Raw genomic sequence first — 19641 nt, 5'->3', positions numbered from 1 at the left:
GCAGCCGGTGGACGGCTCGCTAGATCCTGGGCTCCCGTCAGTACGGGAGGGGTCTGCCCGACGGTGTGCGCAGATCCAGGTCTCGGGGGGCGGGCTTGGGGACGGGCTTGCGGATCAGCTGCTGGCGCATGCTGCCTCCTCGCTCAGACCAGGACCGGGCGGCGGGGTTCCACCGCACGGCCATCGGGGAGCAGTTCACCGGTGTCGTCGAAGACGACGGCGCCGTTGCACAGCAGGCTCCAGCCCTGTTCGGGATGGAAGGCCACGGTACGGGCGGCATCGTGGTCTGCGCTGTCTACGGCAGGACAGGGGGGCTGGTGTGAGCACATCGGCGCACCTCCTCGCAATGTGGGGCGGGAGAGCCGGTGGTCACCCGGTCGAATCCGCGATCCACGGTGGCGGTGAGTATTGCTGATCGCCACCCCCGGACGGAACCCATATCGGCGGTCCAGTTCAGGGTGTGTATGCCCGATTACCATGCGCTCATGCCCGGTATCCGGTTTGTTCACCGTACCCATTTGTCGGCGGCCGAGACCTGGCGGAGGCTGACGGACTGGGAGCGCCACGGCGCGCAGGTCCCCTTCACCCGGACGATCATCGTCACGGAGCCTCCGACGCGCGCCGGAACGCTCTTCACGGCACGCACGGGTGTGGGCAGGATCACATTCGACGATCCGATGGAGGTCGTGCTCTGGAGGCCGCCGGACGGGGCCTCGGACGGGCTGGTGAGGCTCGTCAAACACGGACGCGCGGTCCTGGGCTGGGCGGAGATCGCGATCCGCCCGCTTCCGGGCGGCGGCACGGAGATCGTCTGGACCGAGGAGCTGCGCCTGCGCGGGATCCCCCGCCTGCTCGACCCGGTGGTCGCTGCGGCCGGCCGGTTCGTCTTCTCCCGCGCCGTGCGCGGCATTCTGCGCCCGTAGGAGGCGGGTTAGGGTTCGAGCCGTCACCACGCCGGTGATCACCGCGAGAACGAGGGGGATCTCCGTGGCCACCCCGCCACCGCCGCAGCAGGGCCCGTACTCCTGGCAACAGCAGCCGCCGCCGTGGCAGGCGGGCCCGCACATTCCGCACCAGCCCCCGGGCCCGTACGCCGGCCTCACGCCGGAGCAGGGGGCCTACGGCTGCCGGGTCTGCGGGGCGCTGCCCGTCGCGGAGACGACGGTCCACGGCCATCAGGGCATGGTCGTGCTGATGCGGTTCCTCAGCCGCAAGGGGCCGTTCTGCCGCGACTGCGGGCTCGCCGTCGTCCGCGACATGTCCGCGAAGACCCTGTGGCAGGGCTGGTGGGGCCCGCTGTCCGTGTTCATCACGCCGGTCACCCTGCTGACCAACCTCGCCCCGTGGGGAAGGCTGCGCAAGCTCGGTCCGCCGGTGGGCGGCGCCATGCCCCCGCTCGACCCGGGCAGGCCGCTGTGGCGGCGCCCGGTGGCGCTGGTCGGCCTCGTCCCGCTGCTCGCCGTGATCCTCGCGTTCCCCGCTCTGATCCTGATCGGTCTGCTGGCGGGCGACGACAGCGGCCCGAGGAAGCTCCCCGTGGGCACGTGCGTGCAGGACGCGGACCGCTTCCGCACCGAGGAGCTGGTCGTCGAGGGCTGCGATTCCGCGCTGGCCAGGTACCGGATCACCAAGCGGCTGGACACCCCCGGCGCGACCTGCGCCGCGGGCGAGCTGATCAGCGTCTCCGAGCGCAGCCTGGAGGCCGCGCCCCTGTGCCTCGCGCCGCGGCGCTGAGGCCCGCCCCCGGGCCCCCGCGCCACCGGCGAGGCACGGCGGTCTAGCGGATCGGCATGTCGGAGATCGTCCGGGCGATCACCAGCCGCTGGATCTCGCTGGTCCCCTCGAAGATCGTGTAGATGGCGCTGTCGCGGTGCATGCGCTCCACCGGGTACTCGCGGGTGTAACCGTTGCCGCCGAGGATCTGGAGTGCCTGGGCGGTCACCTTCTTCGCGACCTCGCTCGCGTAGAGCTTGGACATCGAGCCCTCGGCCGAGGTGAAGGGCCGGCCCGCGACCGCCATCCAGGACGCCCGCCACACCAGCAGCCGGGCCGCGTCGATCTGCGTCCGCATGTCGGCGAGCTGGAAGGCCACACCCTGGTTGTCGATGATCGGGCGGCCGAACTGCGTGCGCGTCTTGGCGTAGTCGAGCGCGACCTCGTACGCGGCCCGCGCCGTGCCGACCGCCATGGCGCCGACCGCCGGACGGGACGCCTCGAAGGTGGCCATGGCCGCGTTCTTCACGCGCTCGCCGCCCCCGTTGCGCGCCCGTTCGTGGGCCCTGGCGAGCCGCTCGTCCAGCTTGTCCTTGCCGCCGAGCAGGCAGGACCCGGGGACCCGTACGTCCTCCAGCACCACCTCGGCGGTGTGCGAGGCGCGGATGCCGTGCTTCTTGAACTTCTGGCCCTGGGACAGGCCCGGGGTGCCCGGCGGCACGATGAAGGAGGCGTGCCCCTTGGTGCCGAGCTCCGGGTCGACGACGGCGACGACGATGTGGACGTTGGCTATGCCGCCGTTGGTCGCCCAGGTCTTGGTGCCGTTGAGCACCCACTCGTCCTTGGCCTGGTCGTAGACGGCCCGGGTGCGCATGGCGCCGACGTCGGAGCCCGCGTCCGGCTCGGAGGAGCAGAACGCGGCGACCTTCACGTCGTTCTGGTCGCCGTACATCTGCGGGATCCAGGTGCCGATCTGCTCCTCGGTGCCGTTGGCGACGACGCCGATGGCCGCGAGCCCGGTGCCGACGATCGACAGGGCGATGCCCGCGTCGCCCCAGAAGAGCTCCTCCATCGCCATCGGGACGCCGAGGCCGGTCGGGTCGAAGAACTGCTGGGCGTAGAAGTCCAGCGAGTAGATGCCGACCTTCGCGGCCTCCTGGATGACGGGCCAGGGAGTCTCTTCGCGCTCGTCCCATTCCGCGGCCGCGGGCCGGATCACGTCGGCGGCGAAGCCGTGGATCCAGTCCCGCACCTGCTTCTGGTCGTCGTTGAGCTCCATGGTGAACTCCGCCATGTCCCCTCCACCTGTCTGTACTGGTCCCTACGTGGGTTACTAGCGGTAACCAACACGAGGCCACAGTCTGTTACCGGTCAGTAAGCAGTGTCAAGCGCGGGCCGTGCCGCCGCGGAGGCCGCCGCCGCCTCGTTCGACCGGGTGTGCGGGGTGTTACGTTGCGTGGGCGTCACGCACATCGCAAGGGCGGGGAGAGAAAACACATCATGGAGACCACGCAGCAGGCAGGCGAGCCGGGAGGGGCCGAGCGACGGCGCCGGGAGCTGCTCGAAGCCGCCGACCGGGTCGTGCTCAGGGACGGCCCCAAGGCCTCCATGAACGCCATCGCGGCCGAGGCCGGCATCACGAAGCCGATCCTCTACCGGCACTTCGGCGACAAGGCGGGCCTCTACCAGGCGCTCGCCGTCCGGCACACCGACGCCCTGCTCGACTCGCTGCGGGCCGCGCTGGACGCCCCCGCCGAGCGGCGCCGCCGGGTGGAGGCCACCCTCGACACCTACCTCGCCGCCATCGAGGCCCGCCCGCAGGTCTACCGCTTCCTGATGCACCCGGCCGAGGACTCCCAGAGCGCCGAACGGGGCTTCGACGTCGGCCTGCACTCGGCCCCGCTGCTGCGCCGCCTCGGCGAGGAGCTGGCCAAGGTGATCGGCGAGCGCGTGGACCTGGGCCCGGGCGGCGAACGCCTGGCCCGCGTCTGGGGTCACGGCATCGTCGGCATGATGCACGCGGCCGGCGACTGGTGGCTCGGCGAACGCCCCTGCGAGCGCGCGGAACTGGTCGCGGGCCTCACCGACCTCCTCTGGGGCCGCCTGGGCACGGCGGGCAACCGTGCGGACGGCCCGGGCTTCTGACCCGCGCCGGGCGACCTGGCTAGCCGCGCGGTGACGCGGCGCCCCACGGCGTCTTGCGGATCGCGCGCCGGAGCCTGCGCGCGCGCAGGCCCGTGACCCGGTCCGCGTAGACGGTGCCCGCGAGGTGGTCGCACTCGTGCTGCAGGCACCGCGCGAAGAATCCGGTGCCCTCGATCCGTACCGGCGCCCCGTCGGAGGTGACCCCTTCGACGACCGCGCGGTCGAAGCGCGCGGTACCCGCCTCCAGCCCGGGCAGCGAGAGGCAGCCCTCGGGACCGAGGAACTCGTCCCCGTCGGCCGCCACCAGGCGCGGGTTGACTATGTGCCCGACGTGCCGGACGTCCTCGTCGTCGGGGCAGTCGTAGACGAACACCCGCTGCCCGACGCCGATCTGGTTCGCGGCGAGGCCGACGCCCTCGGCGGCGTACATCGTCGCGAACATGTCCTCGATGAGCCGGTCGAGGGCCGGACCGAATTCGGTGACCTCCGCGCAAGCGGAATGGAGCACCGGATCGCCCAGGAGGCTCATGGTGCGGACGAGGCCGGTGGTGCCGGGGATGGGGCGCTGTCGCATGGCCGTAAGCCTACGACGGGCGAATATATGAGTAGATCTGCCGTGGCGTGGGGGCGCCGCGGTCAAGGCCCCGGCAGGTACTGGATAGGCTGGGGCCGACCGACGCAAGGAGGACAAGGGACGATGGCAGGCAACACAGAGCCGCTTTCGCCGCGGGCCAAGCTGGCCGTGACGGCGGGCAAGGCCGCGGCGGCGGTGTCGCGGGCCGCGGGACGCGGAAGCGGATCGGTGATCGGTGGCAAGGTCGCACTCAGGCTCGACCCCGATCTCCTCGGAGCGCTCGCGCAGCATCTCGATGTCGTCCTCGTCTCCGCGACGAACGGCAAGACCACGACGACCCGGCTGATCGCGGAGGCCCTGCGGGCCAGCGGTCCGGTCGTCTCCAACGCGCTCGGGGCGAACATGCCGGCGGGCATCACCTCGGCGCTGGCGGGCGGCTCGGACGCCAAGTACGGCGTCATCGAGGTCGACGAGAAGTACCTGGCCGGGGTGGCCCGGGACGTCACCCCCAAGGTGATCGCCCTGCTGAACCTCTCCCGCGACCAGCTGGACCGCGCCGCCGAGACGCGCATGCTCGCGGAGAAGTGGCGCGAGGGCCTGTCGGGCTCCAAGGCGGTCATCGTCGCGAACTGCGACGACCCGCTGATCGTCTGGTCCGCCTCCTCCTCCCAGAACGTGGTGTGGGTCGCGGCCGGCCAGGAGTGGAAGGACGACGCCTGGTCGTGCCCCTCCTGCGGCGGTGTCATGCAGCGCCCGGGCGACGACTGGTTCTGCGGCGAGTGCGGCTTCCGCCGCCCGACGCCGACCTGGGTGCTCTCCGGCGACCACGTCCTGGACCCGCACGGCTCGGCATGGCCGATCCACCTGCAGCTGCCGGGTCGCGCCAACAAGGCCAACGCCGCCACCTCGGCCGCCGTGGCCGCCGTCTTCGGCGTCCCGCCGCAGGTCGCGCTGGAGCGGATGTACCAGGTGCAGGCCGTCGCCGGCCGCTACGACGTCGTGAACTTCCAGGGCCGTGAGCTGCGGCTGCTGCTCGCGAAGAACCCGGCGGGCTGGCTCGAAACGTTTTCCCTGATCGACCCGCCGCCCACCCCGGTGATCCTCTCGGTGAACGCGCGCGGCGCCGACGGCACCGACACCTCCTGGCTGTGGGACGTGGACTACCCGCGCCTGGCCGGCCACCCGATCTTCGTGATCGGTGACCGCAAGCTGGACCTCGCGGTCCGCCTTGAGGTCGCGGGCCTGGACTTCCGGGTGTGCGAGACCCTCGACGAGGCCGTGCAGCTCGCGCCGCCCGGACAGATCGAGCTGATCGCGAACTACACCGCCTTCCAGGACGTGCGCCGCCGCGTCGGCAACTAGCCCCGTCAGAACCGCAGAGGACAAGAGCATGAGCGACAACAGCCTGCGTCTGGTGTGGGTCTACCCGGACCTGCTCAGCACGTACGGAGACCAGGGCAACGCCCTCGTGGTGGAGCGCCGGGCGCGCCAGCGCGGCCTGGACGTCCAGCGCGTGGACGTGCGCAGCGACCAGCCGATCCCCACTTCGGGCGACATCTACCTGATCGGCGGCGGTGAGGACCGGCCGCAGCGGCTGGCGGCCGAGCGCCTGCTGCGCGACGGCGGTCTGGAGCGGGCCGTCTCGAACGGGGCGATCGTCTTCTCCGTCTGCGCCGGGTACCAGATCCTCGGCAAGGAGTTCGTCAACGACATGGGCCAGCGCCAGGAGGGCCTGGGCCTGCTGGACGTCGTCACCGTGCGCGGTGAGGGCGAGCGGTGCGTCGGCGACGTCCTCGCCGACATCGACCCGCGCCTGGGCCTGCCGCAGCTGACGGGCTTCGAGAACCACCAGGGCGTCACCCACCTCGGCCCGACGGCGCGGCCGTTCGCCCGGGTGAGCATGGGCCGCGGCAACGGCACCGGCGACGGCACCGAAGGCGCGTACAACGACACGGTGTTCGGCACCTACATGCACGGCCCCGTGATGGCCCGCAACCCGCAGATCGCGGACCTGCTGCTGAAGCTGGCCCTCGACGTCAACGCGCTGCCGGCCATAGACGACCGGTGGTACGAGGCGCTGCGCGCCGAGCGCATCGCGACGGCGACGCAGCCCGCGTAGGCGGCACGGCACCAGACGTTCGGCCCGGATTCCCCTGGTGGGAACCGGGCCGACGTGCGTTCGTACCACGTACGGGACCAGCATGTGGAGGATGGTTCAGCGACCCTCGTTCCGCTTGTAGGGTGACGTGTAGTTCCAACCGGACGACGTGGTCCGGTCGTCGGCCCACGTTGCAAAGGTCTTTCCTGCCATGCGCATAGGTGTGCTCACTTCCGGTGGCGACTGCCCCGGCCTCAATGCCGTCATCCGCTCCGTCGTGCACCGCGCCGTCGTCGACCACGGCGACGAGGTGATCGGCTTCCACGACGGCTGGAAGGGCCTCCTGGAGGCGGATTACCGCAAGCTCGACCTCGACGCCGTCGGCGGCATCCTCGCCCGCGGCGGCACCATCCTCGGCTCTTCCCGGGTCCAGCCCGCGCATCTGCGCGACGGCGTGGAGCGCGCCCGCGGCCACGTCGCGGACCTCGGTCTCGACGCGATCATCCCGATCGGCGGTGAGGGCACCCTGAAGGCGGCGAACCTGCTCTCGCAGGCCGGTCTGCCGATCGTCGGTGTCCCCAAGACCATCGACAACGACATCGCGTCCACCGACGTCACCTTCGGCTTCGACACCGCCGTCGGGGTCGCCACCGAGGCGCTGGACCGGCTGAAGACCACCGCCGAGTCCCACCAGCGCGTGATGGTCGTGGAGGTCATGGGCCGCCACACCGGGTGGATCGCCCTGCACTCGGGCATGGCGGCCGGCGCGCACGCGATCGTCGTTCCGGAACGCCCCTTCGACATCGACGAGCTGACGGCGATCGTCGGCGAGCGCTTCTCCGCGGGCAAGCGGTTCGCGATCGTCGTGGTCGCCGAGGGCGCCAAGCCTCGCCCCGGCTCGATGGACTTCGAGGAGGGCGGAACCGACATGTACGGACACGAGCGGTTCGCCGGCATCGGCAACACGCTCGCGGTGGAGCTGGAGCAGCGCCTGGGCAAGGAGGCCCGGCCGGTGATCCTGGGCCACGTGCAGCGCGGCGGCACGCCCACCGCGTACGACCGGGTCCTCGCGACCCGCTTCGGCTGGCACGCCGTGGAGGCAGCCCACCGCGGCGAGTTCGGCATGCTCACGGCGCTGCGCGGCACGGACATCGTGATGGTGCCGCTCGCCGAGGCGACCTCGACGCTCAAGACGGTCCCGGCCGAGCGCTACGACGAGGCCCAGACGGTTCTGTGACCGTATGCCCGTTAGTGCCGCCCCCGCGCGCAGATGCGACCGGGGGCGGCACTACTGTGGTGGGGCGCCACAGTCAAGGGAGTGAACAGATGGACCACAGCGGGCACGGCATGGACATGAACATGGACCTGCCGCCGTTCACTCTCGGGCGCGGGCTGGAGTTCTCCTTCGACTCCTTCTTCCTCTTCGGCTCCCTGCTGGGGCTCGCCCTGTACGGGTGGGGCGTGCTGCGGCTGCGAGGGCGCGGGGACGCCTGGCCGCTGGGCCGGACCATCGCCTTCACGTCGGGTGTGCTGACCGTGGTCGTGGTGATGTGCACCAAGCTGAACGACTACGGCATGGTCATGTTTAGCGTGCACATGGTCCAGCACATGGTGATCAGCATGATCACCCCGATCCTGCTGCTCCTCGGCGCCCCGGTGACCCTGGCACTGCGCGCGCTGCCGCCCGCCGCGCGCGGCCACAAGGGGCCGCGCGAGCTGCTGCTGATGCTGCTGCACAGCCGCTACATGCGGATCATCACCCACCCGGCCTTCACGATCCCCATGTTCATCGCCAGCCTCTACGGCCTGTACTTCACTCCGCTCTTCGACTTCCTGATGGGGTCCAGGGCCGGACACATCTCGATGATGGTGCACTTCCTCGCCGTCGGCCTGATCTTCTTCTGGCCGATCATGGGCGTGGACCCGGGCCCGCACCGCCCCGGCTACGTAATGCGGATGCTGGAGCTCTTCGCCGGCATGCCCTTCCACGCCTTCTTCGGCATCGCCCTGATGATGGCCAGCGAGCCGATGATCAAGACGTACGAGAACCCGCCGGCCTCCCTCGGCGTCGACGCGCTGCTCGACCAGCAGTGGGGCGGCGGCATCGCCTGGGCCTTCAGCGAGATCCCGTCGGTTCTGGTGCTGATCGCCCTGGTCTACCAGTGGTACCACTCCGAGCAGCGGGCGGCGAAGCGCTCCGACCGGGCCGAGGACCGCAACGGCGACCAGGAGCTGGCGGCGTACAACTCGTATCTCGCCTCCCTCCGGGCGCGTGGCCAGTAGCGGAGTACCGCCTTCGCGCGTCACCATGGGGCATGACCGGATCCGTTAAGGCGATGGCCGTGATGACCTTCGCCGCCCTCGTAGCCGTCGCCACGTATTCCGTGGTCCTCGGCAGCAACGGCTGGCTGTGGTTCGGCTGGGTCGTGCTGGGACTGCTGACCGCCGGGATGGCCGCCTCCCGCAGCTCTTGACCGGGGCAGTGTTCGATCAAGACCGTATGCGATCAAGACAGTGTGCGATCAAGGCGGTCCCCGATCTGCCGGACCCGCCCTGACTGTCCGTACGATGACCGTGACAACGGGACATCGACGGGAGCGGCCTGGTGTTCTACCACTTGCTCAAGCACGTACTGCTCGGTCCGCTGCTCAGGCTGCTGTTCAGGCCGCGGATCGAAGGCCTGGAGAACATCCCGGCGGAGGGGGCCGCGATCATCGCGGGCAACCACCTGTCCTTCTCGGACCATTTCCTGATGCCCGCGATCCTCAAGCGGCGGATCACCTTCCTGGCGAAGGCCGAGTACTTCACCGGCCCCGGGCTCAAGGGGCGGCTCACCGCCGCGTTCTTCCGCAGCGCCGGGCAGATCCCCGTGGACCGCTCCGGGAAGGACGCGGGGCAGGCGGCCCTGCGCGAGGGGCTCGGGGTGCTGGCCAAGGACGAGCTGCTGGGCATCTACCCGGAGGGCACGCGCTCGCACGACGGACGGCTGTACAAGGGCAAGGTGGGCGTGGCCGCGATGGCCCTGGGGGCCGGCGTGCCCGTCGTACCGTGCGCGATGGTCGGCACGTTCGAGATCCAGCCGCCCGGGCAGAGGATCCCGAAGATCCGGCGGGTGACGATCCGCTTCGGCGAGCCGATGGACTTCTCCCGGTACGCGGGGCTGGAGGGCGAGCGCGCCGTCCTGCGGGCCGTCACCGACGAGATCATGTACGCGATCCTCGGACTGTCCGGCCAGGAGTACGTCGACCGGTACGCGGCCGAGGTCAAGGCCGAGGAAGAGGAGGAACGGAAGAAGGCCCGGCGCAGGTCGCGCTGAGCCTTCTCCCGCTGATGTTTCCCGGGTCCTGGCGGACGGGTCCTAGCGGACGGCCGGGAGCTCCTCGCGCGCCGGGTACTCGGCACCCGCGCCGTGGTCGAGGGACTTCGCGGTGACCGGGGCGGGGGCGACCGGAGTGGCGTGCGGAGCGCACTTCACGTCCTTGGCGTCGACCTTGCCGGTCAGCAGGTAGGTGTCGACCCGCGTGTTGATGCAGGGGTTCACCAGGCTGGTGACGCCGTGCGAGCCGGCGTTCTGCTCGGTGATGAGACGCGAACCGGCCAGGCGGCGGTGCAGCTCGACCGCACCGTCGTACGGCGTGGCCGCGTCACGCTCGGACTGGACGATCAGCACCGGCGCCAGACCACGCTTGGCACCGACCTCGATCGGGCTGCTCTGCTTGGACTTCCAGGTCGCGCAGGGCAGGTTCATCCACGCGTTGGACCAGGTCAGGAACGGGTACTTCTGGTGCAGCTTGGAGTTGTCCCGGTCCCACTTGGCCCAGCTGGTCGGCCACTTGGCATCGGCGCACTCGACCGCGGTGTAGACCGCGTTGCCGTTCTCGGACGCCGCGTTGCCCTTGGTGTCCGACATGTCCGGGGCGATGGCGTCGACGAGCGCCTGCTCGTCACCGGCCGCCCAGGCGGCGAAGGTCTGGGCGACGGGCACCCACGAGGAGTCGTAGTACGGGGCGCCCTGGAAGAAGCCGATGAGCTCGGCCGGGCCGACGACCCCGCCGATCGGGTTGGCCTTGGCCTTGGCGCGCAGCTCCTGGTACTTGGCCTCCACCTTGGCGCGGGTGTCGCCGAGGTGGAAGACCGCGTCGTTCTTGGCGACCCAGTCCTGCCAGTCGTTCCAGCGGGTCTGGAAGGCGACGTCCTGGCCGAGGTTGGCCTCGTACCAGATGTTGTCCTGCTCCGGGTTGACCACGCTGTCGACGATCATGCGGCGCACGTGCGTCGGGAAGAGGGTCGCGTAGACCCCGCCGATGTAGGTGCCGTAGGAGACGCCGAGGAAGTTCAGCTTCTGCTCGCCGAGGGCGGCGCGGATGACGTCGAGGTCGCGCGCGGTGTTCGGCGTGGTCATGTGCGGCAGCATCTCGCCGCTGCGCTCCTTGCAGCCGTCCGCGTACTCGGCGGCGAGCTTGCGCTGGGCGCGCTTGTCGGCCTCGCTGTCCGGGACCGGGTCGGCCTTGGGCGCCTTGACGAACTCCTGCGGGTCGATGCAGGAGATGGGCGCGGAGTGGCCGACACCGCGGGGGTCGAAGCCCACGAAGTCGTACGCCTTGGAGGCGTTGACCCACAGCGGGCTCTTGGTGGTGACCCGGCGCGGGAAGCGCATGCCGGAACCGCCGGGGCCGCCGGGGTTGTAGATGAGCGCGCCCTGGCGCTCCTCCTTGGTGCCCGTGCTGCCGATGCGGTCGACGGCGAGCTCGATGGTCTTGCCGAACGGCTTGGTGTAATCGAGCGGGACCTTCACCCAGCCGCACTGGATGGGCTTTTCGAAGCCCCAGTCCGCGGGGCAGTCCTTCCACTCGATCCCGGTGCGGGCGGCCCGGGCGGCGGCGATCTGGACGCCCACCGCCTCCGCGGCCCCGTTGTCACGGCCGGCCGAGGCCGCCGAGGCGGACGGCGCGAGCATCAGGCCCGCCGCCAGCGTGCCGGTGATCAGTGTGGCGGCGCTCCCCAGCGCCGCGTTGCGTATCACGTGGTTGTTCCCCCTGCGTCAGTCGCCGCCGTGGGCGGCCGGATTGGTCGGTCTTCGGTCGTCGGCATGCAGGGGGATCCTTGCGCCTTACCGTCACCGGGCAACAGAGCGGGGTCCACTTCTTTGCCAACCCGATAACCGGAGACGTGAGTACCGCTGAGCGGTGTCTGTTTCGTCCCGGAACTACCCCTGCGGCGACGGGCCGTAGGTACGTTCGGCCGCGTCCAGCAGCTCCCGCAGCCGCAGCGCGTCCGGGGCCATGGCCGTCACGAGGACGGCCGGGCCGGCCAGCGGCGTGACCACGGCGAACTCCCCCAGCACCGCGGCCGAGGGCGGGGCCTGGGCGAAGGCGGGGTCGACGACCAGGAGTTGGCCGAGGGCCCGGTGCCCTGCGAGTCCGGCCGGGCCGTCCCAGCCGCCGGGCGCGCCGGGGCCGCAGGCGAGCTCCTGGTCCAGGAGCGGGCGCCCACCGCGGGTGGCGGTGAGCCGACTGCGCAGCAGGCCCGGAGCCTCCCCGTAGCGTCCCAGGACCTGTTCCTCGCGCAGCACCAGGTGTGCGGTCGGCGCCAGTTGGACCCGCGTGCGCACGCGCAGGTCGCTGCCGCGCACGGAGACCAGCGGCTCCGGCAGCCACCGCACCGACGCGCCGTCCTCCAGGGTCAGGTGTACGTCGTACCGCGCGGGCTCGCCGCCCCGGCCGGGCAGCGCGAGGGTCGCCGCCGCCGAGGCGAGGGCGAGGCGCGCTCCGGGTCCGGCGGCGGCTTCGACGGTCAGGTGGTCCCCGCCCAGCGGGGCGCTCATGGCGCCGACCAGCATGACCCCTGCCTCGATGGCGGTCCCCCGGGTGCGGCGCAGGGCGAGCGGCCCATCCCCGGCGAGCAGCGGCAGCGCGGTCCCGCCCCGCCCGTCGGCGACGGCGCGGATGCGGGCGGTGGCCCGCAGGCCCGCCGGGGGAAGGGCGACGGGAGGCGCGCCGGTCACCGTACGACCCAGGCGGCGATCCGCTCGCGCACCCAGGCGGCCACCGGGGCCACGCCCTCGGGACTGCGCAGCGACTGGAAGGCGACGGGGAGTTCGCCGCGCTGCGCGGCGGCGTCGCGGGCCATCCGGCCGAGGTCGGAGCCGACGTGGGGGGCGAGGTCCGTCTTGTTGACGACGAGGAGGTCGGCGGTGGTGACGCCGGGGCCGCCCTTGCGCGGGATGTCGTCGCCCCCCGCCACGTCGATGACGAAGATCTGGGCGTCGACCAGGCCCCGGGAGAAGGTGGCGGTGAGGTTGTCGCCGCCGGACTCGACGAGGATCAGGTCGAGCGGGCCGCTCTGCCGGAAGGCCTCCTCCAGTTCCTCGACGGCCTCCAGGTTGGCGGAGATGTCGTCGCGGATGGCGGTGTGCGGACAGGCCCCGGTCTCGACGGCGGCGATCCGCTCGGGGGGCAGGACGGCCTCGCGGAGCAGGAACTCGGCGTCCTCGCGCGTGTAGATGTCGTTGGTGACGACGGCCATGGACAGTTCGGCGCGCAGCGCGCGGCACAGGGCGGCGACGGTGGCGGTCTTGCCGGAGCCGACGGGTCCGCCGAGTCCGATGCGCAGGGCGCGCCGGGTGCCGTCGGGGCGGACCGGTTCGGCGCTGTGGGTGTGGCGGTGCGGGTAGGTGACACCGTGGTCGAGGTGCATGGGGTTCTCCTTGGGGGACTTGGCGGCCGGTCGGGGCGCGCTCAGGAGCCGGTTCGGGGCACTCGGCAGGCGGTTCGGGGCGCTCAGGAGGCGAAGAGGCGTACCGGCCAGTCGGCATGGGCTTCCGCCGCGATCTCCAGCAGGGGCGAGGAGGCCGCGGGCAGGGCTTCCACGCCTTCTGTGAGGGCCCGCCCGGCGGCTTCGGCCGCCCGGGCCGCGACGGCGTCGAGTTCGGGGGCGAGGCGGGCCAGGACCCCGCTCGCCTCGAAGGGGTCGAGGCCCAGCAGCCGCACGGTCGCGGTCGCGGGGCCGCCGACGGCCTCGTACGCCGCCACCTGCGCGGCGTCGGACGGCCCGAGTCCGGCCGCCCGGGCGGTGAGGCCTAGCACGACGGGCTGATGGGCGCCGCGCGGGAACGCGGCCCCCAGTGCCTCCAGTTCGGGGCCGGGCCACGTGGCCCGGGCGGCCCGCAGCAGCTGGCGGCCCAGGCGCCGTGCGGCGGTGCGCAGGGCGGGCGAGGGGGTTCGTGCGTCGGCAGCGGCGTCGAGCTCCGCCGGATCGATCCCGAGGGCGGCGGCTGCGGCGAGCGCGGCGGCGGTGAGTCCGGCGGTGTGCAGCCGGCCCCGGCAGAAGTCCTCCAGGGTGGCGGCGTCGTGGATCCGGCCGGCCTTGCAGGCCGCCTCGGCCCCGCCGGAGTGCGCGTGGCCCCCGGCGGGGAAGCGGCCGTCGGCGAGGACGAGCAGCGCGGCGAGGCTCATCGGAAGAGACCTCCCATCAGAAGAGGAAGTATCTCTGCGCCATGGGCAGTTCGGACGCCGGCGCGGGTTCCACGGCCTCGCCGTCGATGGTGACCGTGAAGGTGTCGGCGTCCACCTCCACCCGGGGCATGGCGTCGTTGTTGCGCATGTCCGCCTTGCCGACCTTGCGGGTGTTCTCGATGGCCACGAAGGCTTTGCCGAGGCCGAGCCGGTCGGGCAGTCCGTCGTCGAGCGCGGCCTGCGCGGTGAAGTTCAGCGAGTTCAGGGCGGGCGCACGGCCGTGGCTGCCGAACATCGGGCGGGGCAGCACCGGCTGCGGGGTCGGGATGGAAGCGTTGGCGTCGCCCATCTGCGCGTAGGCGATCTGGCCGCCCTTGATGACCAGTTCGGGCTTGACCCCGAAGAAGGCGGGGCTCCACAGCACCAGGTCGGCGAGTTTGCCGGTCTCGACGGAGCCGATCTCCCGGGCGAGCCCCTGGGCGACGGCGGGGTTGATCGTGTACTTGGCGACGTAGCGACGGGCGCGGTGGTTGTCGGCGGGTCCGTCGCCGGGGAGGAAACCGCGTCGCTTCTTCATCACGTGGGCGGTCTGCCAGGTGCGCAGGACGACCTCGCCGACCCGGCCCATGGCCTGGGAGTCGGAGGAGATGATCGAGATGGCTCCGAGGTCGTGCAGGACGTCCTCGGCGGCGATGGTCGAGGGCCGGATCCGGGACTCGGCGAAGGCGAGGTCCTCGGGGACGGCCGGGTTGAGGTGGTGGCAGACCATCAGCATGTCGAGGTGTTCCTCGACGGTGTTGACGGTGTGCGGCCGGGTGGGGTTGGTGGAGCTGGGCAGTATGTTGGGCTCGGAGACCACGGTGATGATGTCGGGGGCGTGACCGCCGCCCGCGCCTTCGGTGTGGTACGAGTGGATGGTCCGACCGGCGATGGCGGCGAGCGTGTCGCCGACGAATCCGGCCTCGTTGAGGGTGTCCGTGTGGATGGCGACCTGGGCGCCGGTCTCGTCACAGACGCTCAGGCAGGCGTCGATGACGGCGGGGGTGGATCCCCAGTCCTCGTGGATCTTGAAGCCGAGGGCGCCGCCGCGCAGTTGGGAGTGCATGGCCTCGCGGGACATGGTGTTGCCCTTGCCGAGGAGGCCGATGTTGACGGGGTAGGCCTCCAGCGCCGCGAACATCCGGGCCAGGTGCCAGGGTCCGGGGGTGACGGTGGTGGCCTTGGTGCCCTCGGCCGGTCCGGTACCGCCGCCGACCAGCGTGGTGATGCCGGAGGCCAGGGCCTCGTCGATGACGGTCGGCGAGATGAAGTGCACGTGGGCGTCGATGGCGCCGGCCGTGACGATCTTCCCGTTGCCCGCGATGATCTCGGTCTCGGGGCCGATGACGAGGGCCGGGTCCACCCCGTCCATGGTGTCGGGGTTGCCGGCCTTGCCGATGCCGCAGATCCGGCCGTCGCGGATGCCGACGTCGGCCTTGACGATGCCCCAGTGATCGAGCACGACCACCCCGGTGATCACGGTGTCGGGCGCGCCCTCGGCCCGGGTGGTGCGGGCCTGTCCCATGGATTCGCGGATCACCTTGCCGCCGCCGAAGACGGCCTCGTCGCCGGCCCGGCCGGGGCCGCCGCTGAGGTCCTGCTCGATCTCGACGAAGAGGTCGGTGTCGGCCAGCCGGATCCGGTCACCCGTCGTCGGCCCGAAAAGGTCGGCGTACACCTGGCGTGAGAGCTCAGCCATCGAGCGGCCCTCCGGTCTCCCCGCGCAGTCCCGGTACGGTGCGCGAGCCCGCGAGCGGTACGAGCTCCACCGCGACCGGGATGCCCGGCTCGAAGCGCACGGCGGTGCCGGCGGCGATGTTGAGCCGCAGTCCGCGGGCGGCGCAGCGGTCGAAGTCGAGGCCGGGGTTGGCCTCGGCGAAGTGGTAGTGGGAGCCGACCTGGACGGGCCGGTCGGCGGCGTTGAGCACGGTGAGGCGGGTGACGGGGCGGCCCTCGTTGAGGAGCACCGGGCCGTCCCCGTAGGCGATTTCGCCGGGGATCATGCGGGCACTCCCCTTCAGACGATCGGGTCGTGGACGGTGACGAGTTTGGTGCCGTCCGGGAAGGTGGCCTCGACCTGGACGTCGTGGATCATCTCGGGGATCCCCTCCATGACGTCCGCGCGGCCGAGCACGGTGCGACCGGAGGCCATGAGCTCGGCCACGGTCCGCCCGTCGCGGGCGCCTTCGAGGATGTGCGAGGTGATCAGGGCGATCGCCTCGGGGTGGTTGAGGCGCACCCCTCGCGCTTTTCGCTTCTCGGCCACGTCGGCCGCCACGTGGATGAGCAGTCTCTCCTGCTCATGCGGTGTCAGTTGCACAGGTATCACCAAGCTTCCGGGACAAGATCAACAGCGCGCCGGGGCGACCCTACTGGCCGTCAACACTTTGTTGACCTGCGCATATCCGAGCCAAGCGTGTCTTGCCCAACACAGAGAAAGGCTTTCCGTCCCGACCACCGCAGCTTTACCGGATCATGGGCGATCCCTGGCGGACGAACGTGGCGCCACGCTAGGCGCCGTGCTTTTCCGTTGCGTTAACCCACGTTTCGGGAAGGCACCCGGTTCATCTCACGGGCCCCCGGATCCTCATTCCGTATACGGCAGCTGGCGCGGGCGCGGAACTCAGCAGCCCGTGACGCTCTCCGCCGGGGCCCCTACCGTCCAGGGCAGCGCGATCCAGACCGTCTTGCCCCCGTCCTCGGTGGGCGTGACCGAGAGCCGGCCGCCCGCTTCCGCGGTGAGCCAGCGGATGATGACCATGCCCCGGCCGTTGTCCTGCTGGACCGCCGCCGGGAGCCGCTTGGGCCAGCGCGGGTGGCTGTCGGTCACGCCGATGCGCAGCCATTCCTCGCGTTCCAGCCGGACGTCGACGGTGAAGGTGGGCGACTGGCCGAAAGTGTGCTGTACGGCGTTGGTGGCGAGCTCCGAGACGATCAGCCGGACGCTGTCCGCGGTCTCGGTGTCGTCGGGCAGTCCCCATTCGCCCAGCACCTCCGCGACGTAGCGACGGGCGGTGGCGACCGAGGCGGGATCGCTCGGCAGAGTGACGGATGCTTCCTGGTGGTCTGCCATGGCGACGGTCCCTTTCCCACCGGGGTCGAGCCGCCCCGGATCTGCGCTGGACGCCAGAGTGCCACCCATCGTGCCGCCGTTTGCGCCGATCCCCCAAGATATGCATATATCTGTCGCTCAATGCGGTGAACTCTGCTACGGAAGAGCGTATTTGGACGTCAGACTGGTGCGAGCTGTGCCGGTGGAAGGAGGCGGGTATGCAGCACGGTCCCGCGGTGCGTCGGCGCAAGCTCGGCGAGGAACTGCGTGCCCTGCGCGACCGGACCGGTCTCACCAGTGGTGAGGCCGCCCGGATCGTGGGATGGCACCAGTCGAAGATCAGCCGCATCGAGACGGGGCGCAGCGGGGTCAAGCCGGAGGACATCCGCCTCCTCCTCGACGCCTACGGGGAGCTCGTGAGCCCGGAGCAGCGCGCACTGCTGGAGGCGCTGTCGGCCTCGGCGGCCGGCCCAGGCCCCGGGACCGACACCGGGCGGGGCCGCCAGTGGTGGCACGACTACCGGGGGCTGCTGCCGCAGGAGTACCGGGACTTCATCAGCCTGGAGGCGGGCGCCCGGGCGGCGCGCACGGTGGAACTGTCCGTGGTTCCCGGGCTGTTGCAGACACCGGAGTACGCGCGGGCGGTGACGCGGGCCGCGCTGGGCGGGCTGCCGGAGCCGAAGGTGGACGCGCTGGTCGACGTACGGCTGGCACGGCAGGCGGTGCTACGGGCCGATCCGCCGCTGGAGCTGAGCGCCGTACTGGACGAGGCGGTGCTGCGTCGGCAGATCGGCGGGCCCGGGGTGATGGCGGAGCAGCTGAGACACCTGGTGCAGGTGGGACGGCTGCCTCAAGTTCGGCTGCAGGTGCTGCCGTTCAGCGTGGGGGGTCATCTCGGCCTCACCGGGCCGTTCGTCATCTTCTCATTTCCGAACATCGCCGATCTGGATGTGGTGGTACTCGACCATTTGACGAGTAGCCTCTATCTGGAGCGGAAGGAAGACCTTGAGGCGTACAGCGCCGCGTTCCGTGCCATTCAGGCGCACGCCCTCCCGCCCCAGGACTCGTCGGATCTCATCAGCTCACTTGCTGACGACGCGTAAGGAGGCACCCCCGTGTCCGCAACCCCCTTATCCACCAGCGGACTTCTGATCAGCGCGCAATGGCGGCGGAGCAGCCGCAGTACCGGAATGAACAACTGCGTGGAAGCGGCCGCCCTCGATGGCGGCCTGCTGGCCGTCCGTGACTCAAAGCGGACGGACGGCCCGGCCGTGCTCTTCACCGGGCCGGCCTGGGACGGCTTCCTCGCCACCGTCCGGGCGGACCTGCTCCCGTAACGCCGCCTACCGGTCCGTGGCTCCGGCGGGTGCGGTCGCAAGGATCGTCGCCACAGCCCGGTCGATCTCGTCCCCCGTGAGATCGGCCCGTGCGGTCAGCCGCAGCCGGGAGATACCGTCCGGCACGGACGGCGGCCGGAAGCACCCCACGGACAGACCCGCCTCGCGGCAGTCGGCGGCCCAGCGCAGTGCCGCCGAAGCCGACGGGGCCCGTACCGACACCACGGCCGCGTCCGGCCGGGCCGCGGTCAGGCCGGACGCGGTGAGCCGCTCGTACAGCTGGGCGGCCACCTCGCGGGCGCGGGCGGCTCGTTCCGGTTCCCGCTGGAGCAGGCGCAGGCTGGCCAGAGCCGCGCCCGCGGCGGCCGGGGCCAGCCCGGTGTCGAAGATGAAGGTCCGCGCCGTGTTGATCAGGTGCCGGATCACCTTGGCCGGGCCGAGTACGGCGCCGCCCTGGCTGCCCATCGACTTCGAGAGGGTGAGGGTGGCGACCACACCGGGCGCGCCCGCGAGTCCGGCGGCGTGCAGCGCGCCGCGGCCGCCCTCCCCCAGCACGCCCAGGCCGTGCGCGTCGTCCACGACCAGGGCCGCGCCCTCCTCCCGGCAGGCGGCGGCGTAGCCGGCCAGCGGTGCGGCGTCCCCGTCCACGGAGAACACCGAGTCGGTGACCAGCAGCGCCCGGCCCTCGTGCACGGCGAGCGTCTTGCGCGCGGAGTCCGGGTCGGAGTGCGGGATCACGGCGGTCTCGGCGCGCGAGAGGCGGCAGCCGTCGACGATCGAGGCGTGGTTCCCGGCGTCGGAGACGACCAGCGTGCCCCGGTCGCTGAGCGCGGTGACCGCGGCGAGGTTGGCCGCGTACCCGGAGGAGAGGACGAGCGCGGCCTCGAATCCGCAGAAGGCGGCGAGCTCCCGCTCGAGCTCCGCGTGAAGCTCGGTCGTGCCCGTCACGAGGCGGGAACCGGTGGCTCCGCCTCCCCATCGCCCGGCCGCGTCCCGTGCGCCCCGGATGGTCTCGGGGTGCCGGGTCAGACCGAGGTAGTCGTTGCTCGCGAGGTCCAGCAGCGGCGACGACTCCGGTCGCGGGCGCAGCGTACGGACCAGTCCGGCCTGTTCACGGGCGCTCTCCGCGGCATCGATCCAGGAGAAGACATCCACGGGATCGGGAGTGTGCTGGGGCATCGGCAGGTCCTCGTGTTTTGTCGGCAGTCCACAGACCTGCCCGACCCTAG

At 71.5% G+C, this 19641-nt stretch carries 23 protein-coding genes; 11 read left to right on the top strand and 12 right to left on the bottom strand.

Going from position 1 to position 19641, the window contains the following annotated elements:
- Positions 1-143: 143 nt before the first annotated feature.
- Positions 144-329, bottom strand: coding sequence for a DUF5999 family protein (locus ACFYOB_RS07530; protein ID WP_328924488.1), 186 nt, complete (start codon positions 327-329; stop codon positions 144-146).
- Between the two features lie 156 nt (positions 330-485).
- On the opposite strand from ACFYOB_RS07530, the gene ACFYOB_RS07525 reads away from it, so the two are divergent.
- Positions 486-923 (top strand): SRPBCC family protein, encoded by a 438-nt coding sequence (locus ACFYOB_RS07525; protein WP_388555884.1) that lies wholly within the window; start codon positions 486-488, stop codon positions 921-923.
- A gap of 64 nt (positions 924-987) precedes the next feature.
- Positions 988-1734, top strand: coding sequence for a hypothetical protein (locus tag ACFYOB_RS07520; protein WP_388555881.1), 747 nt, complete (start codon positions 988-990; stop codon positions 1732-1734).
- Positions 1735-1777: 43 nt separating this feature from the next.
- On the opposite strand, the gene ACFYOB_RS07515 is transcribed toward ACFYOB_RS07520, so the two are convergent.
- Positions 1778-3007 carry an acyl-CoA dehydrogenase family protein gene (locus ACFYOB_RS07515; protein ID WP_388555879.1) on the bottom strand — a complete coding sequence of 410 codons (1230 nt, stop codon included), beginning with the start codon at positions 3005-3007 and terminating at the stop codon, positions 1778-1780.
- A gap of 206 nt (positions 3008-3213) precedes the next feature.
- Here ACFYOB_RS07515 and ACFYOB_RS07510 point away from each other — a divergent pair, with 206 nt between their 5' ends.
- The gene (locus ACFYOB_RS07510) at positions 3214-3858 is read left to right on the top strand and encodes a TetR family transcriptional regulator (protein WP_388555877.1); all 645 of its coding nucleotides are present in this window, start codon (positions 3214-3216) and stop codon (positions 3856-3858) included.
- A gap of 19 nt (positions 3859-3877) precedes the next feature.
- Here ACFYOB_RS07510 and def read toward each other — a convergent pair whose 3' ends face one another.
- Positions 3878-4432 carry a peptide deformylase gene (gene def / locus ACFYOB_RS07505; RefSeq protein ID WP_388555875.1) on the bottom strand — a complete coding sequence of 185 codons (555 nt, stop codon included), beginning with the start codon at positions 4430-4432 and terminating at the stop codon, positions 3878-3880.
- A 123-nt stretch (positions 4433-4555) separates the two neighbouring features.
- Here def and ACFYOB_RS07500 point away from each other — a divergent pair, with 123 nt between their 5' ends.
- The 6 genes from ACFYOB_RS07500 to ACFYOB_RS07475 all read left to right on the top strand — a co-directional run bounded on the left by ACFYOB_RS07500 (position 4556) and on the right by ACFYOB_RS07475 (position 9846).
- On the top strand, positions 4556-5794 hold the full coding sequence (locus ACFYOB_RS07500) for a MurT ligase domain-containing protein (protein ID WP_326592547.1): 1239 nt from the start codon (positions 4556-4558) through the stop codon (positions 5792-5794).
- Positions 5795-5822: 28 nt separating this feature from the next.
- A complete protein-coding gene (locus tag ACFYOB_RS07495; protein WP_388555872.1) occupies positions 5823-6551 on the top strand; it encodes a type 1 glutamine amidotransferase in 729 nt (242 codons plus the stop codon).
- A 190-nt stretch (positions 6552-6741) separates the two neighbouring features.
- The gene (locus ACFYOB_RS07490) at positions 6742-7767 is read left to right on the top strand and encodes a 6-phosphofructokinase (protein ID WP_388555870.1); all 1026 of its coding nucleotides are present in this window, start codon (positions 6742-6744) and stop codon (positions 7765-7767) included.
- 89 nt (positions 7768-7856) lie between these two features.
- Entirely contained in the window at positions 7857-8813 is a 957-nt protein-coding gene (locus ACFYOB_RS07485; protein WP_388555867.1) for a cytochrome c oxidase assembly protein, read from the top strand.
- 32 nt (positions 8814-8845) lie between these two features.
- Entirely contained in the window at positions 8846-9004 is a 159-nt protein-coding gene (locus tag ACFYOB_RS07480) for a hypothetical protein (protein WP_030660429.1), read from the top strand.
- 131 nt (positions 9005-9135) lie between these two features.
- Positions 9136-9846 (top strand): lysophospholipid acyltransferase family protein, encoded by a 711-nt coding sequence (locus tag ACFYOB_RS07475; protein WP_388555863.1) that lies wholly within the window; start codon positions 9136-9138, stop codon positions 9844-9846.
- Between the two features lie 42 nt (positions 9847-9888).
- On the opposite strand, the gene ACFYOB_RS07470 is transcribed toward ACFYOB_RS07475, so the two are convergent.
- The 8 genes from ACFYOB_RS07470 to ACFYOB_RS07435 form a co-directional block, all read right to left on the bottom strand.
- A complete protein-coding gene (locus ACFYOB_RS07470) occupies positions 9889-11487 on the bottom strand; it encodes an alpha/beta hydrolase (RefSeq protein ID WP_388556754.1) in 1599 nt (532 codons plus the stop codon).
- A gap of 249 nt (positions 11488-11736) precedes the next feature.
- Complete coding sequence (locus tag ACFYOB_RS07465; RefSeq protein ID WP_388555861.1) at positions 11737-12534, bottom strand: urease accessory protein UreD; 798 nt, start codon at positions 12532-12534, stop codon at positions 11737-11739.
- On the bottom strand, positions 12531-13226 hold the full coding sequence (gene ureG, locus ACFYOB_RS07460) for an urease accessory protein UreG (protein WP_388555859.1): 696 nt from the start codon (positions 13224-13226) through the stop codon (positions 12531-12533). The genes ACFYOB_RS07465 and ureG overlap by 4 nt, the downstream gene beginning before the upstream one ends.
- 83 nt (positions 13227-13309) lie before the next feature.
- The gene (locus ACFYOB_RS07455) at positions 13310-13984 is read right to left on the bottom strand and encodes an urease accessory protein UreF (protein WP_388555857.1); all 675 of its coding nucleotides are present in this window, start codon (positions 13982-13984) and stop codon (positions 13310-13312) included.
- Between the two features lie 16 nt (positions 13985-14000).
- On the bottom strand, positions 14001-15722 hold the full coding sequence (locus tag ACFYOB_RS07450; RefSeq protein ID WP_388555856.1) for an urease subunit alpha: 1722 nt from the start codon (positions 15720-15722) through the stop codon (positions 14001-14003).
- Positions 15715-16026: an urease subunit beta gene (locus ACFYOB_RS07445; protein WP_388555854.1), complete on the bottom strand. Its 312-nt coding sequence runs from the start codon at positions 16024-16026 to the stop codon at positions 15715-15717. The genes ACFYOB_RS07450 and ACFYOB_RS07445 overlap by 8 nt, the downstream gene beginning before the upstream one ends.
- Positions 16027-16040: 14 nt before the next feature.
- Positions 16041-16343 carry an urease subunit gamma gene (locus tag ACFYOB_RS07440; protein WP_388555851.1) on the bottom strand — a complete coding sequence of 101 codons (303 nt, stop codon included), beginning with the start codon at positions 16341-16343 and terminating at the stop codon, positions 16041-16043.
- A gap of 303 nt (positions 16344-16646) precedes the next feature.
- Positions 16647-17096: an ATP-binding protein gene (locus tag ACFYOB_RS07435; RefSeq protein ID WP_388555849.1), complete on the bottom strand. Its 450-nt coding sequence runs from the start codon at positions 17094-17096 to the stop codon at positions 16647-16649.
- A gap of 197 nt (positions 17097-17293) precedes the next feature.
- On the opposite strand from ACFYOB_RS07435, the gene ACFYOB_RS07430 reads away from it, so the two are divergent.
- Positions 17294-18178 carry a helix-turn-helix domain-containing protein gene (locus ACFYOB_RS07430; RefSeq protein ID WP_388555847.1) on the top strand — a complete coding sequence of 295 codons (885 nt, stop codon included), beginning with the start codon at positions 17294-17296 and terminating at the stop codon, positions 18176-18178.
- A gap of 12 nt (positions 18179-18190) precedes the next feature.
- Positions 18191-18412: a DUF397 domain-containing protein gene (locus ACFYOB_RS07425; protein WP_388555845.1), complete on the top strand. Its 222-nt coding sequence runs from the start codon at positions 18191-18193 to the stop codon at positions 18410-18412.
- Positions 18413-18418: 6 nt separating this feature from the next.
- Here ACFYOB_RS07425 and ACFYOB_RS07420 read toward each other — a convergent pair whose 3' ends face one another.
- On the bottom strand, positions 18419-19591 hold the full coding sequence (locus ACFYOB_RS07420; protein WP_388555843.1) for an 8-amino-7-oxononanoate synthase: 1173 nt from the start codon (positions 19589-19591) through the stop codon (positions 18419-18421).
- Between the last annotated feature and the right edge of the window lie 50 nt (positions 19592-19641).

The sequence above is a fragment of the Streptomyces sp. NPDC006463 genome, assembly GCF_042870715.1.
Lineage (GTDB): Bacteria > Actinomycetota > Actinomycetes > Streptomycetales > Streptomycetaceae > Streptomyces.
Note: the sequence above shows the minus strand (reverse complement) of the source record. Positions and strands in the feature narration are given on the sequence as shown.